We start from the raw sequence: 15,182 nt of genomic DNA on the forward strand, positions 1-15,182 counted from the left end.
GCGGTACCGCGGCGTAGCCGCGGTACGGGGGATGTGGAGGCATGCTCCAACAGCCGTCTGCGCGGCAGACGGCTGGATGTCGCCGAAGGCAATGAGCTTCAACGTTCGCGAGGACGCTTCAGAATGACCCAGGCCCTGACTCTCGCCCGTCCGTACGCCCGCGCGGCGTTCCAGCTGGCCCGCGAGGCCGGCCGGACCGCCGAATGGTCGCAGGCGCTGGCGTTCGCCGCCCGCGTTGCGGCCGACCCGCGGGCGCATGCCCTGCTCGGGCATCCGCAGCTGGGCGAGGCCGATGCCGTCGCCCTGCTGGCTCCGGAGGGCGCCGACGACACGTTCAAGCGCTTCCTCGGCCTGCTGGTCGAGAACCGGCGCGCCGCGCTGGTGCCGGAGATCGCCGGTCTCTACGAGGATCTGCGCGCCGAGGCCGACCGCGTGGTCAACGCCAAGGTGACGTCCGCCAGCGAGCTGCCGGTCGCCGAACTGGAGTCGATCAAGGCCGCGCTCAAGCGCCGCTTCGGCCGCGAGGTCGAGGTCAGCACCGCAGTCGATCCGTCGCTGATCGGCGGCGCGGTGATCGACGCCGGCGACGTGGTCATCGATGGCTCGCTCCGCGGCAAGCTCGCGCGCCTGCAGACGCAGCTCGCCCAGTAACCGAACTCACGCATACGCATTCACTCCGGCTGCGGCCGGATCAAGGGAACCACCCATGGCAACCACCCAGCTCAACCCGTCCGAAATCAGCGAACTGATCAAGACCCGCATCGACCAGGTCAAGCTGACCGCCGAGGCGCGCAACGAAGGCACCGTCACCTCGGTGTCCGACGGCATCGTGCGCATCTACGGTCTGGCCGACGTGATGCAGGGCGAGATGATCGAGCTGCCAGGCAATACCTTCGCGCTGGCGCTGAACCTGGAGCGCGACTCGGTCGGCGCCGTGGTCCTGGGTGACTACGAGCACCTGCGCGAGGGCGACGTCGCCAAGACCACCGGCCGCATCCTCGAGGTGCCGGTCGGTCGCGAGCTGCTCGGTCGCGTGGTCAACGCGCTGGGCGAGCCGATCGACGGCAAGGGCCCGATCAACGCCGCGCTGACCGCGCCGGTCGAGCGCGTCGCTCCGGGCGTGATCTGGCGCAAGTCGGTCGACCAGCCGGTGCAGACCGGCTACAAGTCGGTCGACTCGATGATTCCGATCGGCCGCGGCCAGCGCGAGCTGGTCATCGGCGACCGCCAGACCGGCAAGACCGCGCTGACGATCGACGCGATCATCAACCAGAAGGGCACCGGCATCAAATGCATCTACGTCGCGATCGGCCAGAAGGCCAGCTCGGTCGCGAACGTCGTGCGCAAGCTGGAAGAGAACGGCGCGCTGGACCACACCATCGTCGTCGCCGCGACCGCTTCCGAATCCGCCGCGATGCAGTACATCAGCGCCTATGCCGGCTGCACGATGGGCGAGTACTTCATGGATCGCGGTGAAGACGCCCTGATCGTCTACGACGACCTGTCCAAGCAGGCCGTTGCCTACCGCCAGATCTCGCTGCTGCTCAAGCGCCCGCCGGGCCGCGAAGCCTACCCGGGCGACGTGTTCTACCTGCACAGCCGCCTGCTCGAGCGCGCCGCGCGCGTGTCGGCCGACTACGTCGAGAAGTTCACCGATGGCAAGGTCAAGGGCCAGACCGGTTCGCTGACCGCGCTGCCGATCATCGAGACCCAGGCCGGCGACGTGTCCGCGTTCGTGCCGACCAACGTGATCTCGATCACCGACGGCCAGATCTTCCTCGAGACCGATCTGTTCAACGCCGGCATCCGCCCGGCCGTGAACGCCGGCATCTCGGTGTCGCGCGTCGGCGGCTCGGCCCAGACCAAGATCATCAAGAAGCTGTCGGGCGGCATCCGCATCTCGCTCGCCCAGTACCGCGAGCTGGCCGCGTTCGCACAGTTCGCCTCGGACCTGGACGAAGCCACCCGCAAGCAGCTCGAGCGCGGCCAGCGCGTCACCGAGCTGATGAAGCAGAAGCAGTACGCGCCGATGTCGATCGCGATGCAGGCGCTGTCGATCTACGCCGTCAACGAGGGCTACCTGGACGACGTCGCGGTCAACAAGATCGGCGCCTTCGAGGACGGCATGCACGCCCACTTCACCAACACCCAGGGCGATCTGGTCGACCAGGTCAACTCGACCGGTGCCTGGAACGACGACATCGAGGCCGCCTTCAAGAAGGGCATCGAAGAGTTCAAGTCGACCGGTACCTGGTAAGCACAGGACAGTACGGACGGCCCGCCCGGCGGGCCCGGCCCCAGCAGCGACAACAGCGAGCGATACATGGCAGGCGGACGCGAAATCAAATCCAAGATCAAGAGCGTGCAGAACACCCGCAAGGTGACGCGCGCGCTCGAGATGGTCTCGGCTTCCAAGATCCGGAAGGCGCAGGACCGGATGCGCGCCTCCCGCCCCTACGCGCGGGTGATGAAGCAGGTGATCGGCCACCTCGCCCAGGCCAACACCGACTACCAGCACCCGTTCCTGGAGGAGCGCGCCGAGGTCAAGCGGGTCGGCTACATCATCGTGTCGTCGGACCGAGGCCTGGCCGGCGGCCTGAACAACAACATGTTCCGCAAGCTGCTGGGCGAGTTCCGGGCCTGGCAGGACAAGGGCGTCGAGATCGACGTGGTCACCATCGGCCAGAAGGCTTCGGTCTACTTCCGCCGCCTGAAGGTCAACATGGTCGGCTCGGTCACCCACCTGGGCGACCAGCCGAAGCTCGAGCAGATCGTCGGCGTGGTCAAGGTGATGCTGGACGGCTTCAGCGACGGCAACCTGGACCGGGTGTTCGTCTGCTACAACGACTTCATCAACACGATGACCCAGCGCGCCACCTTCGATCAGCTGCTGCCGTTGCCGAAGCCGGAGACGCAGGTCGCCAAGCATGACTGGGACTACATCTACGAGCCGGCCCCGCAGGACGTGCTCGATACCGTGCTGACCCGCTACGTCGAGTCGCTGGTGTACCAGGCGGTGCTGGAGAACGTGGCGTCCGAGCACGCAGCGCGCATGGTCGCGATGAAGGCCGCGTCGGACAACGCCAGCAAGCTGATCGACACCCTGCAACTGGTCTACAACAAGGCCCGCCAGGCGGCGATCACCCAGGAAATCTCGGAGATCGTCGGCGGCGCGGCAGCCGTTTGACGGAATCCATCGTAGGAGCGGGGGGGGGGCGGCCCGCCCCCCCCCCCCAAGACGGCGGCGGGGGCCCCCCCCCCCCCCCACCGCCGGGGGTCGGGCCCCCCCCCGCTCCTACAACAAGATTAGAGAGTTCAGAGGAAACCAAAATGAGTCAGGGCAAGATCGTTCAGATCATCGGTGCCGTCGTCGACGTCGAGTTCCCGCGCGCCGAAGTTCCGAAGGTGTATGACGCGCTGAAGGTCGACAACACCGAAATCACGCTGGAAGTGCAGCAGCAGCTCGGTGACGGCGTGGTGCGCACGATCGCCCTCGGTTCGACCGACGGCCTCAAGCGCAACCTGGTCGCAACCAATACCGGCAAGGCGATCTCGGTGCCGGTCGGTGCCGGCACCCTGGGCCGCATCATGGACGTGCTGGGCCGCCCGATCGACGAAGCCGGCCCGGTCGAGGCCAGCGCCGAATGGGAGATCCACCGCTCGGCCCCGACCTACGAGGAGCAGTCCTCGGCCAACGACCTGCTCGAGACCGGCATCAAGGTCATCGACCTGATGTGCCCGTTCGCCAAGGGCGGCAAGGTCGGCCTGTTCGGCGGCGCCGGCGTCGGCAAGACCGTCAACATGATGGAACTGATCAACAACATCGCCAAGGCGCACTCGGGCCTGTCCGTGTTCGCCGGCGTGGGCGAGCGTACCCGCGAGGGCAACGACTTCTACCACGAGATGAAGGACTCCAACGTCCTCGACAAGGTGGCGATGGTCTACGGCCAGATGAACGAGCCGCCGGGCAACCGCCTGCGCGTCGCTCTGACCGGCCTGACCATGGCCGAGTACTTCCGCGACGAGAAGGACGAGAGCGGCAAGGGCAAGGACGTGCTGCTGTTCGTCGACAACATCTACCGCTACACCCTGGCGGGCACCGAGGTGTCGGCGCTGCTGGGCCGCATGCCGTCGGCGGTGGGCTACCAGCCGACCCTGGCCGAGGAAATGGGCGTGCTGCAGGAGCGCATCACCTCGACCAAGACCGGCTCGATCACCTCGATCCAGGCCGTGTACGTGCCCGCGGACGACCTGACCGACCCGTCGCCGGCGACCACCTTCGCCCACCTCGACGCCACAGTCGTGCTGAGCCGCAACATCGCCTCGCTGGGCATCTACCCGGCGGTCGATCCGCTGGATTCGACCAGCCGCCAGCTCGACCCGAACGTGATCGGCAACGAGCACTACGACGTGGCCCGCAAGGTCCAGGCGACGCTGCAGAAGTACAAGGAGCTCAAGGACATCATCGCGATCCTGGGCATGGACGAGCTGTCGGAAGAGGACAAGCAGGCCGTGTCGCGCGCGCGCAAGATCGAGCGCTTCTTCAGCCAGCCATTCCACGTCGCCGAGGTGTTCACCGGCTCGCCGGGCAAGTACGTGTCGCTGAAGGACACCATCCGCGGCTTCAAGGGGATTGTGGAAGGCGAGTACGACCACCTGCCGGAGCAGGCGTTCTACATGGTCGGCACCATCGACGAGGCCATCGAGAAGGGCAAGAAGATCACCGAGAAGGCGTAATCCGCGTTTCCTCTCCCGCTCGCGGGAGAGGATCGGGGTGAGGGCGCGAGGAGTCGGCCCTTACCCGCACCGCAGCCGCTGTTGGACCCGGCATCGTCTGGTCAGGCAGCACCCGGTCCTCGCACCGCCCGGGCACCGTTCGATTCCCGGACCGCTGGTTCGGACGAAGCGAACGGCCTCGCAAGCGGGAGAGAAGGACAAGGCAGAAGAGCGTTTACCTATGACCACCATCCGTTGCGACATCGTCAGTGCCGAGAGCGAGATCTTCCACGGTGAGGCCGAGCTGGTCGTCGCCACCGGCGAGATGGGCGAACTCGGCATCGCGCCCAAGCATGCACCGCTGATCACCCGGCTCAAGCCCGGCAAGGTGGTGGTGACCCTGCCCGGCGGAGAGAAGCTCGACTTCGCGATCTCCGGGGGGCTGCTCGAGGTCCAGCCGCAGGTGGTGACCGTGCTGGCCGACACCGCGATCCGTGCCGAGGATATCGACGAGGCGGCCGTGCGTGCCGCCAAGGACGAGGCCGAGCGCATCCTCGCCAATCGCGGCGAGCAGATGGAAGTCGCCGAGGCCCAGGCCAAGCTCGCCGAGGCGATGGCGCAGCTGCAGGCGCTGGAGCGCCTGCGCAGGAACATGAAGCACTGAGCCGCGGCTGCGGTCCGCGGGCCTTCGAAACGCCGGCGATCGCCGGCGTTTTTCGTCTCTGGCGCTGTACGTCCGCTACATACTGCTGTCTGTTCCATGAGATGGCCGCATCCGTGCCAGCATTGGATGGATCGGCTGTCGGGGTTCGGATCCGACGTCGAAGTTCAGCCACGAGAGCAGCAGTTGCGTGCCGAGGATCAGCGGCAATGCAGCAAGCATGACCGTGCCTGCGCTGGCGGTCTCACCGGACTGCACCGAAACGAGCCAGTGCCAGGCGCCGAAACCCAGCCCGAACAACAGCAGGGGCAGTGATGCCAGCAGCTCCAGCGAGGCGACGGAGAACCCGCGCAGGAAATAGCTGTAGCCGATCCGACGCACCAGGTTGTAGAGATTGCCGGCAAGAAAGGGAACGACCATGCGGGCCGGGCGCAGACTGGACGTCTCTTCGCCATAGGTCGCCGGCATTGGCAGATCGGCGACCACCGCACGCACCTGATTGAGGTGGTAGAGCAGGTCGGACTCGAAGAAATAGCGCCTGGCCAGGCGGTTCAGGTCGATCTCCGTCAACAGCGTGGCATGGATCGCGGTGAAACCGTTGGTCGGGTCGAACAGCTGCCAATAGCCGCTTGACGCCTTGGTAAGCAGCGACAGGCTGGCATTGCCGAAGAGGCGCGTTGCCGGCATTCCGCGCAGGTAGCCCAGGCGATGGAAACGGTTGCCCTTCACGTAGTCGGCAGTACCGGCGGCGATTGGACGGACCAGGGCGGGAATCAGTGCCGGATCCATCTGGCCATCGCCGTCGAGCTTGACCACGACCTCGGCACCGGCCGCGACCGCGGCGCGGTAGCCGGTCGCGACGGCGCCACCGACACCCTGATTCGTGGCATGGGTGATCACCTGCACGCGCGGATCGTTGCTGTGGGCCACGATCCGCTGGCCCGTGTGCTCGGGGCAGGCATCGTCGACCACGAAGATCGAGTCGACCTCGTTACCGATCCAACGAGCACGGAAAGCAAGTCGCTCGCAACGCGAGAACAGGGGACGATCGCGATCCTGGGGATGACGTCAGCGATAGATCCAATGACGGGAGGCAAAGAAGCTCAACAGAGCCAGCAGCGCTTCCACCAGCGGCTTCGTGAGCCACGCCCAGCCCAGTCCGGGCCCGGTGGCCAGCGATGTCATCGCCCACGTGCTGACGCAGGTCAGGAATGTCCACGCAAAAAGGAAACGCAGCAGGCGTCCCCCGCCCAGACGCGCTTGTCCGTCCTTGGCGAAGGTTATCCTCCCGTTGAGCCAGAAGCCCAGACAGGCGCCACTGACGCGACCGCCGACGTTGGAGGCCGATGGGCCTGCTCCCAACGCGCTCAGACCGACGAAGACCGCCCAGTCCAGCAGGACCTGCAGCACACCTACGAGCAGGAAATACTTGCCCTGGCGCAATACGCTCATCGGCCGTCGGCACCGGCGTCAGCGGCATACGGTTGAGGAACTCTGTGCGCGACGTTCTGGCGGTGAGGTGCGATCGTCATGTGATGGCGTTCCGTCCCCGGATACCCGCTAGAATCTTCATTCGACCGCCCATCTCACAACCTTTTCCATGCCATCTCCGTTGAACGTCATCATACTCGCCGCCGGCGAGGGCAAACGCATGAAATCGGTCGCGCCGAAGGTGCTGCAGAAGATCGCCGGCAAGCCGATGCTCGGCCATGTGATCGATACCGCCCGAGCCTTGGAACCGGCCGCCATCCAGGTGGTCTACGGCCATGGCGGAGAGGCGGTACGCGATGCCTTTGCGGAGGACGCGGATCTCACGTGGGTCGAGCAGGCCGAGCGCCTGGGGACAGGCCACGCGGTCCAGCAGGCAATGCCGGAGGTGCCGCAGGATGCACGGGTGCTGATCCTGTACGGCGACGTGCCGCTGATCACCGCCGATACCCTGCGGCGCCTGCTGGACGCGACGGGCCGCATCGCGGTGCTGGTCGCCGATCTGGACGATCCGACCGGTTACGGCCGCGTCGTCCGCAACGCGGAGGGCAACGTGGCGCGGATCGTCGAGCACAAGGACGCCGACGACGAGCAGCGCGAGATCCGCACGGTGAACACCGGCATCCTGGTCGCCGACGGCGAGCCGCTGCGGCGCTGGCTGGACCGGCTCGACAACGACAACGCCCAGGGCGAGTACTACCTGACCGATGTGTTCACTTCCGCCGCCGGGGAGTTCAATGCCGCCGAGATGGTGCATGTGCATGCGCCGATCGAGGTCGAGGGCGCCAATGACCCGTGGCAACTCGCCCAGCTTGAGCGCGCGTTCCAGCTGCGTGCCGCGCGTGCATTGTGCATGGCGGGTGCCCGCCTGGCCGATCCGGTACGCTGCGACATCCGCGGCGAGGTGACCGTGGGACGGGACGTCGAGATCGACGTGGACGTGGTGTTCGAGGGCCGGGTCGAACTCGCCGACGGAGTGAAGGTCGGCCCGTTCTGCCGCCTGAAGGACGTGCGCCTCGGGCCGGGTACGCAGGTGCACGCGCACTGCGACCTGGAAGGCGCCGTCACCGAAGGTGCCGCGACCGTCGGGCCGTATGCCCGCCTGCGTCCGGGCACCGTGCTCGCCGACGGCGCCCGCATCGGCAATTTCGTCGAGACCAAGAACGCGAATCTCGGCGTCGGCAGCAAAGCCAATCACCTGACCTACCTGGGCGATGCTGTCGTCGGGGCCGGCGTCAACATCGGCGCGGGGACGATCACCTGCAATTACGACGGCGTGAACAAGTCGAAGACGGTGATCGGTGATGGCGCCTTCATCGGCTCGAACAGCTCGCTGGTCGCGCCGGTCGAGATCGGTGCGCAGGCCACCATCGCCGCCGGATCGGTGATCACCCGGCCGGCGCCGGAAGGCAAGCTGACCGTCGCCCGTGCCCGCCAGGCCACGATCGACGGCTGGCAGCGCCCGGCAAAGAAACGACCGTAGTCACGAGACGCGGTCGCGGAACCCAGCCCCCTGAGTCAGGGGGCGATTCGCGCCGCAGGCGCGAATGGGGGTGTGGAGGTGCACGGCGGGCCCAAGGTTTGCGCAGCAAACTTTGGGGACACCCGGGCACAGCCCGGGTGTCAGCCCGGCAGCACCATGCTCACGCACAGGCCGCCACCTTCGCGGTTGAGCAGGGCGATACGGCCGCCGTGCGCCTCGGCGATCTCGCGGGCCAGCGCCAGCCCCAGGCCGGTGCCGTGGCGTTTGGTCGAGTAGAACGGCAACAACGCGTTGGCGAGCACCGCTTCATTCATGCCGCTGCCGCGGTCCAGCACATCGATCCGCCATGCGTCGGGCAGACGGCGCAGCGACAGCCTGACCTCCTCCGGCGGCGAGCCTGATTCATGTGCATTCTTGAGCAGGTTGAGCAGGCACTGCTCGATCTGCGCGGAGTCGAAGCGCCCGCTGCCACTGTCCGGCACGCCTTCGGCGACGAAGTCGACCTGCGACTGCAGCTGCGAGATGAAACGCGACCATTCGACCGGCTGCGTGCGCGGCGCAGGCAGTTTGGCGAAGCGCGCGTAGTCGCGGATGAAGCCTTCAAGGTGCCGCGCCCGCTCTTCGATCGTGGCCAGTGCGGTGGGCAGCTTCTCGTACTGCCCGCGACGCAGAAGCTCGGCGCCGGAATGGGCGAGCGACGCGATCGGCGCCAGCGAGTTGTTGAGCTCGTGGCTGATGACGCGGATCACCTTCTTCCAGGTCTGGACCTCCTGGCGTCGCAGCTCAGCGGTCAGAAGCCGAAGCATCACCAGCTCGTGGCGGCGGCCATTGAGGCGGAAGTGGCGGCGGGAGAGGTGATAGATGTCCTCGTTGTCCTGGTCGCCGACGGTGAACATCCCGTCGCCACCGCGGTCGAAGGCCTCGCGCAACGCGATCGGCGCACGGGCGACCAGGTCGTCGAAGGCCTGGCCTTCCAGGCGCCGGCCGTCGCCGAGCATCTTGCGCGCAGCGAGGTTGCCATGAACGATGCGCCGCGCCGGATCGACCAGCACCATCGCAACGGGCGTGTTCTGCACCATCGTGTCCAGCAGAAGCTCGCGCTGGACCAGAGCGTGGCGCTGCTCGCGCAATGCGGCGCCGAGCCGGTTGTGGCTGGCGACCAGCTCGCCGAGTTCGCCCTTGCCCTGCCAGTTCAGGCCAAAGCTGTAATCGCCGTCGCGGTAGCTGGCGACGGTGCCGGCAAGCGCACGGAACAGCGAGCGCATCGGAGCGAAGGCGCGACGTACGTGATAGACCAGCAACGGCAGCAGCAGCGCGCATGTGGTTGCCGCAGCCATCCATGGTCGCGGCAGCAGGGCGGAGAGCCATGCGGTCAGTCCGGCGGCCGCGATCACGTAGGCGAACGCGATCGCACCGTAGACCAGGCTCAACGGTAGCCGGCGCCAGTCGAGCATCAGCGCGCTCGATCGCCGCGCAAGCCGCGGTCGAGGGTCAGGACGAAGCATCGCGGTTGATCGGGTGGCATCCGGCAGGCTCCTCAGTCGCGCTTGATGCCGAGCCGTTCGAGGCGGCGATAAAGTGCCTGCCGCGAAAGGCCAAGATCGCCCGCCGCTTGCGCCATCACCCCATTGTTGCGCTCGAGCGCGGCTTCGATCGTGGCGCGGTCGGGTTCGTCGGGCAAGGGACTGCCCGTGGAGGCGACCCGGGTCGCGGCAGACGGAAGACCGAGATCGGCGGTGGTGATCGTCTCGCCACGGGCGAGCAGGGCGCCACGCTGCAGGGTGTTGCGCAGCTCGCGCACGTTGCCCGGCCACGGATGGGCCAGCAGCGCACGCTCGGCATCGGCCGACAGGGTGCGCCCGGACGGAAGGAAATGACGTGCCAGCGGCAGGATGTCGTCGCTGCGTTCGGCCAGCGGCGGCACTTTCACCTCGATCGCATTGAGCCGGTAGTACAGGTCCTCGCGGAACTGTCCATCGCGGATCATCGCCGCAAGATCGGCGTTGGTCGCGCTGATCACGCGGACCTTGACGCTGCGCTCGCGGTTGCTGCCGAGGCGCTCGAAGCGGCCCGTTTCCAGCACGCGCAGCAGCTTGACCTGGCCGGCCGGCGGCAGCGTGCCGATCTCGTCGAGGAACAGGGTGCCGCCGTCGGCCGCCTCGAACTTGCCTTCGCGCGCACGGCTTGCCCCGGTGTAGGCACCGGCGTCGGCACCGAACAGCTCGGCCTCGATCAGCTCGCCCGGGATGGCCCCACAGTTCAACGCGACGAACGGACCGTTCCTCACCGCAGAGTTCGCATGCACGATTTCGGCGTACTTTTCCTTGCCAGCGCCGTTCGGGCCTGTGATCAGGATCGGCAGGTCGGAACGGGCGACCTGGCAGGCCAGCGCGATCGCGCGTTCGCTGGCCGCATCGGCCCAGACCAGCCCGCGCAGGTCGTATTCGGCCAGTGCATCGCGACGGCGCTTCTCGCTGCGTTGGTGGCGGGCGAGTTCGCGGCGCGTCTCCGACAGTTCCAGCAGGTTGTTGACCGTCGCCAGCAGCTTCTGGTCGTCCCATGGCTTGCTGAGGTAGTCGGCGGCGCCGGCCTTGACCAGCTCCACTGCCGATTCCAGGTGGGTCCACGCGGTCAGCAGGATCACCGGCAGGTCGGGATGCCGCGCACGGATGTCGTGGAACAGGGCGACGCCTTCGTCGCCGGATGTGGTATCGGCATGAAAGTTCATGTCCTGCACCACCAGGTCGACGTTCCGCTCGGCGAGCATCGCCATTCCCGCCTCCGGCGACTGCGCGGCCAGGGTGTCGATGTCGTGCAGCGAGAACAGTGTTTCCAGCGCCGTGGCGACGGCGGGGTTGTCGTCGATGACGAGTACGGTGGGCATCGGGTGGACGGGTCCGTCGGGAAAAGCCCGCCTGGCGGTGCGGGCGGGCCGTGGCACTGGACGTTGGGCTCAGTCGGCGGTGGCGTGGCCTGGAGTGCGGTGATCGTAGCTCAGAACTTCCTTGAGCAGCCAGCGGCCATCCTCGCGGACATAGACGTGGGTGAACCGTGCCGAGCTGGTGGGGGTGTCGGGCTTGCCGGGTTCGCGCAGGTAGAAGTGATGGACGCCGTTCTGGATCGCGCCATACAACACGCCCTGGTCGTACAGCGGGAACACCTCCAGGCTGTCGGCATCGACCTTGCGGATCGGCTTGCGCTCCGGGTCGGCGCAGATGTACCTGCGGGTGTTCTCGAAGAAGGCGTCATGGTCCTGGAACCCGCCCTGGTCGTGGTAGAAGCGCAGCTGCGGATGCACGGCGCTGGCGAGATAGTCCAGGTCGCAGCGGTTGAAGCCGCGCTCGAAGAAGGTCGCGTCGTGTTCCTTCAGGATCTGGAACAGCTCGCCACCGCCCGCATCCTGCGCCTGGGCGGCACAGGCGCAGGCGGCGAACAGGATGGATGCCGCGATACGATGCATGCGTTGTTTCCCGGGTCGTCGATGGAAGAAGGAAGCCGTCATACGCTGCGGGTCGCGACGGCCGGCGGCACCGATGCCGCGCGTCGCGCCGGCGCATACACCGCGAGCTGTCCTAGCAGCCACAGCGCGACCGCACCGACCGGCAAGTAGATCGCCGGCAGTCGCGCCAGTTCGTAGTGCGACATCAGCCACTGGTTGATGCCGTAGGCGCCGATCATGCCGATCGCGATGCCGAAGGTCGCGAGCAGGAAGTTCTCGGTCTGGAAATAGCGCAGCACCTGGCCGCGGGTCGCGCCGAGCGCGCGGCGCACGCCGATCTGCTTGGTCCGCTGCTGCACCCAGAAGCTGGCCAGGCCGACGATGCCGAGCGCGGTCACCACCAGCAGGGCGACGCAGACCGCGACCAGCAGCCAGACCATCGAGCGGTCGGCCTGGTACCAGCGGTCGATGATCTCGTCGAAGGTCTTGTCCGACATCAGCACCCGGCGCGGGTTGAGCTTCTCCATCTCCGCGACGACGGCCTGCTTGACCTCCTGGCGACGCTCAGGGTCGGTGCGGATCACGGTACGGCCGCCGGACAGGCGGACCGGGAAGATCATCGCCCGGTAGGCGCCCTCCGAGCCACCCTGGTCGTTGGGCCGGATCAGGGTGTCGACCACGCCCACGACCCGCATCGGTTCGTCGCCCCACGAGTAGAACGACTTGCCGACCGCGTTCTCTCCGGGGAACAGTTTCTCGGCGAGGTCGCGGGTGATGATCGTGGCGGGGATCTCGAGTTCGGAGCCGGGCTCCTGCAGTGCTTCCCAGTCGATCAGCTCGTCGGTATTGAAGTTGCGGCCCTGGATCAGTTTCACGCCGAAGGTGTCGAGGAAATGCTCGTCGCCCAGGTAGACGGTGGCTTCGGTGGTCTGGTCGCGCTGGTCCTTCTCCAGAAAGATGCTGCTGTTCCAGGAGGAGTTGTCGAACGGCACCTGGTTGGTGAGGACGGCGGCCTTGACGCCGGGGAGCTGACGGATCGCCGCGAGGTCGCGCACAGCCTGCGCCTGCGCGTCGTCGTTCTGGCCGATGCCGGCATAGCGGATCACCACCAGCTCGTTCTCGGCCAGACCTGAGGGCCGATCCATGCGTTCGACGCGCTTGGAGATCAGGAACACGGCGTTGCAGATGATCGCGCATGACAGCGCGATCTCGAGGACGATCAATGCGGCGGCGGTCTTGTGGCGGCGCAGTGTCGTCAGGATGGGGAGGATGTCCATGGCAGACCTCATGCAGGAATGTGTCACTGGCTCTTGAGCTGGATGGCGGGCGCGACCTGGCAGGCACGCCAGGCCGGAAGCAGGCCGGCGATGACACTGGCGGCGATGGCCAGCACGAACGTGGTGACCAGCATCGTCAGGTCGAGCTGGGCCAGGGCCGCGTAGTCGGTGGGTTGCTGGCGCACCGCCCACAGGCCGAGCAGTGCCAGGCCCAGACCCAGCACGCCGCCGGCGAAGCCGACCATCCCGGCCTCGACCAGGCACTGGGCGAAGATCGCCTTCCGCGACGCGCCAAGCGCGCGGCGCACGCCGATCTCGCTGGCCCGACGCAGGAACTTGGCCAGCAGCAGGCCGACGGTGTTGATCAGGCAGACCAGCAGGAAACCGAACGCCAGCCATGCTTGCAGCTTCACGTCCTGCGGCACCACGCCGTTGTGGTCGAGCCACTCCATCACATTGCGCAGGCGCACGTTGGTCGGCCGCTCGAAGCGGCCGCTCTCGCGCTGCTGGTCGGAATAGTTCGACAGGTACTGGCGGTAGTCGTCGGCCTTGGCCGGATCCATCTCGACCCAGTACTGCAGCCACGCGCAGAAGGCGTTGACGCCGTACTGGCCCTCGGGGTCCGGTTCGGCATCCTCGAACGCCTCGGGCGTCCCCCAGCAGCTGAAGTTGCCGTGGGTACCGAACTCCAGCTCGCGCGCGGTCCAGAACGGCACGTAGACCTGCTCCTCATCGTTGTAGCGTCCGACGGTGATGTCGTAGAACATCGGTTTGGCCGACCACGGTTCGAGCACGCCCGCGACGGTGAAGGTGTTCTGGTCGATGCGGATCGTCTTGCCGACGCTGTCGCCGCCGTCGAACAGCTTGTCGTTGAGTTCCGAGGTGATCACCGCCACGCGCGCGCGCGCTTCGTCCTCGGCCTTGTTCCAGCCGGTGCCGTACTTGAACGGCACCTCGAACAGGGCGAAGAAGTCCGCGGTGGTCATGCGGCCGTCGACCCGCATCGGGTCGAGATCGGGACGGTCGGGTTCGATCGCCATGCTGGCGCCGCTCATGAACGCCTGGCGTTCGCCGCGCGCATCGCGCAGCAGGTGTTCGGCATCGTAGCGGGTCATCTGGTCCTGCGGCTCCTGGCCTGGCTGGTAGCCGCCGATCGACTCGGAATCAAGCTGCACGTAGAACAGCCGGTCGCTCTTGCTCGGGATCGGGTCGCCGGACAGCACGTGGAACACGGTCAGCGTGGTCATGCTGGCGCCGATGCCGAGCGCGATCGCCAGCACCATCAGTGCGGTCAGCACGCGGTTGCGCTTGAAGCTGCGCAGGGCGAGATCGAGGTAGTAGCCGAACATGTTCGTCACCTCAGGAGTTGGACGGCGCGGCTTCGTGGCGGCTGGTCTTGGCGACCCGGGCCAGGCTGGGTTCGACCGACACGTCGGTGGCCATGCCGTCGACGATGTGGACGTTGCGCTGCGCGCGTGCGGCCAGCTCCGGATCGTGGGTCACCATCACGATGGTGGTGCCGTTGACGTTGATTTCCTCCAGCAGCTCCATCACCCCGCGCGCCATCTGCGAGTCGAGGTTGCCGGTCGGCTCGTCGGCGAGCAGCAGACGCGGGCTTCCAGCCAGCGCGCGGGCTATCGCCGCGCGCTGCTGCTGGCCGCCGGACAGCTCGGCCGGATAGTGCTTCATCCGCGAGCCCAGGCCGACCTGGCTCAGCGCCTTCTCGATCCGCTCGCGACGCTCGGCCGCCGGCATCCCGCGGTAACGCAGCGGCACGTCGGCGTTGTCGAACAGGTTCAGGTCCGGGATCAGATTGAAGCTCTGGAAGATGAAGCCGATCTTCTGGTTGCGCAGCCGGCTGCGGGCATCGTCGGACATGCCGCTGACGTCCTCGCCATCGAGCAGGTAGGTGCCCCCGGTGAAGGTCTCCAGCAGCCCGGCGATGTTGAGGAAGGTGGTCTTGCCGGAACCCGACGGTCCGGTGACCGCGACGAACTCGCCATTCTTCACGTGCAGGTCCAGCGAGCGCAGGGCGTGGGTTTCGACGAGTTCGGTACGGTAGACCTTGGTGACGGCTTGCATGTGCAGCATGACGGGCTCCGGCGGATGATAGGAAGG

The 15,182-nt window shown here is 67.0% G+C and carries 14 protein-coding genes; 6 read left to right on the forward strand and 8 right to left on the reverse strand.

The features are described 5' to 3' along the window. Positions 1-123 precede the first annotated feature (123 nt). From L3V18_RS10965 to L3V18_RS10985, 5 genes are all read left to right on the forward strand, one after another. A complete protein-coding gene (locus tag L3V18_RS10965; RefSeq protein ID WP_237054784.1) occupies positions 124-651 on the forward strand; it encodes a F0F1 ATP synthase subunit delta in 528 nt (175 codons plus the stop codon). Between the two features lie 55 nt (positions 652-706). After that, positions 707-2,257: a F0F1 ATP synthase subunit alpha gene (atpA, locus tag L3V18_RS10970; protein ID WP_237054786.1), complete on the forward strand. Its 1,551-nt coding sequence runs from the start codon at positions 707-709 to the stop codon at positions 2,255-2,257. Between the two features lie 66 nt (positions 2,258-2,323). Then, the gene (gene atpG / locus L3V18_RS10975) at positions 2,324-3,187 is read left to right on the forward strand and encodes a F0F1 ATP synthase subunit gamma (RefSeq protein WP_237054788.1); all 864 of its coding nucleotides are present in this window, start codon (positions 2,324-2,326) and stop codon (positions 3,185-3,187) included. 143 nt (positions 3,188-3,330) lie between these two features. Continuing rightward, positions 3,331-4,737, forward strand: a complete 1,407-nt coding sequence (gene atpD / locus L3V18_RS10980; RefSeq protein ID WP_237054790.1) for a F0F1 ATP synthase subunit beta — start codon at positions 3,331-3,333, stop codon at positions 4,735-4,737. Between the two features lie 220 nt (positions 4,738-4,957). Then, positions 4,958-5,380 carry a F0F1 ATP synthase subunit epsilon gene (locus tag L3V18_RS10985; protein ID WP_237054792.1) on the forward strand — a complete coding sequence of 141 codons (423 nt, stop codon included), beginning with the start codon at positions 4,958-4,960 and terminating at the stop codon, positions 5,378-5,380. Positions 5,381-5,455: 75 nt separating this feature from the next. On the opposite strand, the gene L3V18_RS10990 is transcribed toward L3V18_RS10985, so the two are convergent. Together L3V18_RS10990 and L3V18_RS10995 are read right to left on the reverse strand one after the other, a co-directional pair. Beyond that, the gene (locus L3V18_RS10990; RefSeq protein WP_237054794.1) at positions 5,456-6,307 is read right to left on the reverse strand and encodes a glycosyltransferase family 2 protein; all 852 of its coding nucleotides are present in this window, start codon (positions 6,305-6,307) and stop codon (positions 5,456-5,458) included. A 138-nt stretch (positions 6,308-6,445) separates the two neighbouring features. Continuing rightward, on the reverse strand, positions 6,446-6,829 hold the full coding sequence (locus L3V18_RS10995) for a GtrA family protein (RefSeq protein WP_237054795.1): 384 nt from the start codon (positions 6,827-6,829) through the stop codon (positions 6,446-6,448). A 148-nt stretch (positions 6,830-6,977) separates the two neighbouring features. Here L3V18_RS10995 and glmU point away from each other — a divergent pair, with 148 nt between their 5' ends. After that, on the forward strand, positions 6,978-8,348 hold the full coding sequence (gene glmU, locus L3V18_RS11000) for a bifunctional UDP-N-acetylglucosamine diphosphorylase/glucosamine-1-phosphate N-acetyltransferase GlmU (protein WP_237054797.1): 1,371 nt from the start codon (positions 6,978-6,980) through the stop codon (positions 8,346-8,348). A gap of 140 nt (positions 8,349-8,488) precedes the next feature. Here the strand turns inward: glmU and L3V18_RS11005 are convergent, their stop codons facing one another. The 6 genes from L3V18_RS11005 to L3V18_RS11030 all read right to left on the reverse strand — a co-directional run bounded on the left by L3V18_RS11005 (position 8,489) and on the right by L3V18_RS11030 (position 15,155). Next, positions 8,489-9,802: a sensor histidine kinase gene (locus tag L3V18_RS11005; protein ID WP_237054799.1), complete on the reverse strand. Its 1,314-nt coding sequence runs from the start codon at positions 9,800-9,802 to the stop codon at positions 8,489-8,491. Between the two features lie 83 nt (positions 9,803-9,885). After that, positions 9,886-11,232 carry a sigma-54-dependent transcriptional regulator gene (locus tag L3V18_RS11010; RefSeq protein WP_237054801.1) on the reverse strand — a complete coding sequence of 449 codons (1,347 nt, stop codon included), beginning with the start codon at positions 11,230-11,232 and terminating at the stop codon, positions 9,886-9,888. Between the two features lie 69 nt (positions 11,233-11,301). Then, positions 11,302-11,808: a nuclear transport factor 2 family protein gene (locus L3V18_RS11015; RefSeq protein ID WP_237054803.1), complete on the reverse strand. Its 507-nt coding sequence runs from the start codon at positions 11,806-11,808 to the stop codon at positions 11,302-11,304. Between the two features lie 38 nt (positions 11,809-11,846). Then, positions 11,847-13,064, reverse strand: coding sequence for an ABC transporter permease (locus tag L3V18_RS11020; protein WP_237054805.1), 1,218 nt, complete (start codon positions 13,062-13,064; stop codon positions 11,847-11,849). A gap of 23 nt (positions 13,065-13,087) precedes the next feature. Continuing rightward, a complete protein-coding gene (locus L3V18_RS11025; protein ID WP_237054807.1) occupies positions 13,088-14,413 on the reverse strand; it encodes an ABC transporter permease in 1,326 nt (441 codons plus the stop codon). Positions 14,414-14,423: 10 nt separating this feature from the next. Continuing rightward, positions 14,424-15,155: an ABC transporter ATP-binding protein gene (locus L3V18_RS11030; RefSeq protein WP_237054809.1), complete on the reverse strand. Its 732-nt coding sequence runs from the start codon at positions 15,153-15,155 to the stop codon at positions 14,424-14,426. Between the last annotated feature and the right edge of the window lie 27 nt (positions 15,156-15,182).

Origin of the sequence: Marilutibacter chinensis, from assembly GCF_021725675.1 — a bacterium.
GTDB classification, from domain to species: Bacteria; Pseudomonadota; Gammaproteobacteria; order Xanthomonadales; family Xanthomonadaceae; genus Marilutibacter; species Marilutibacter chinensis.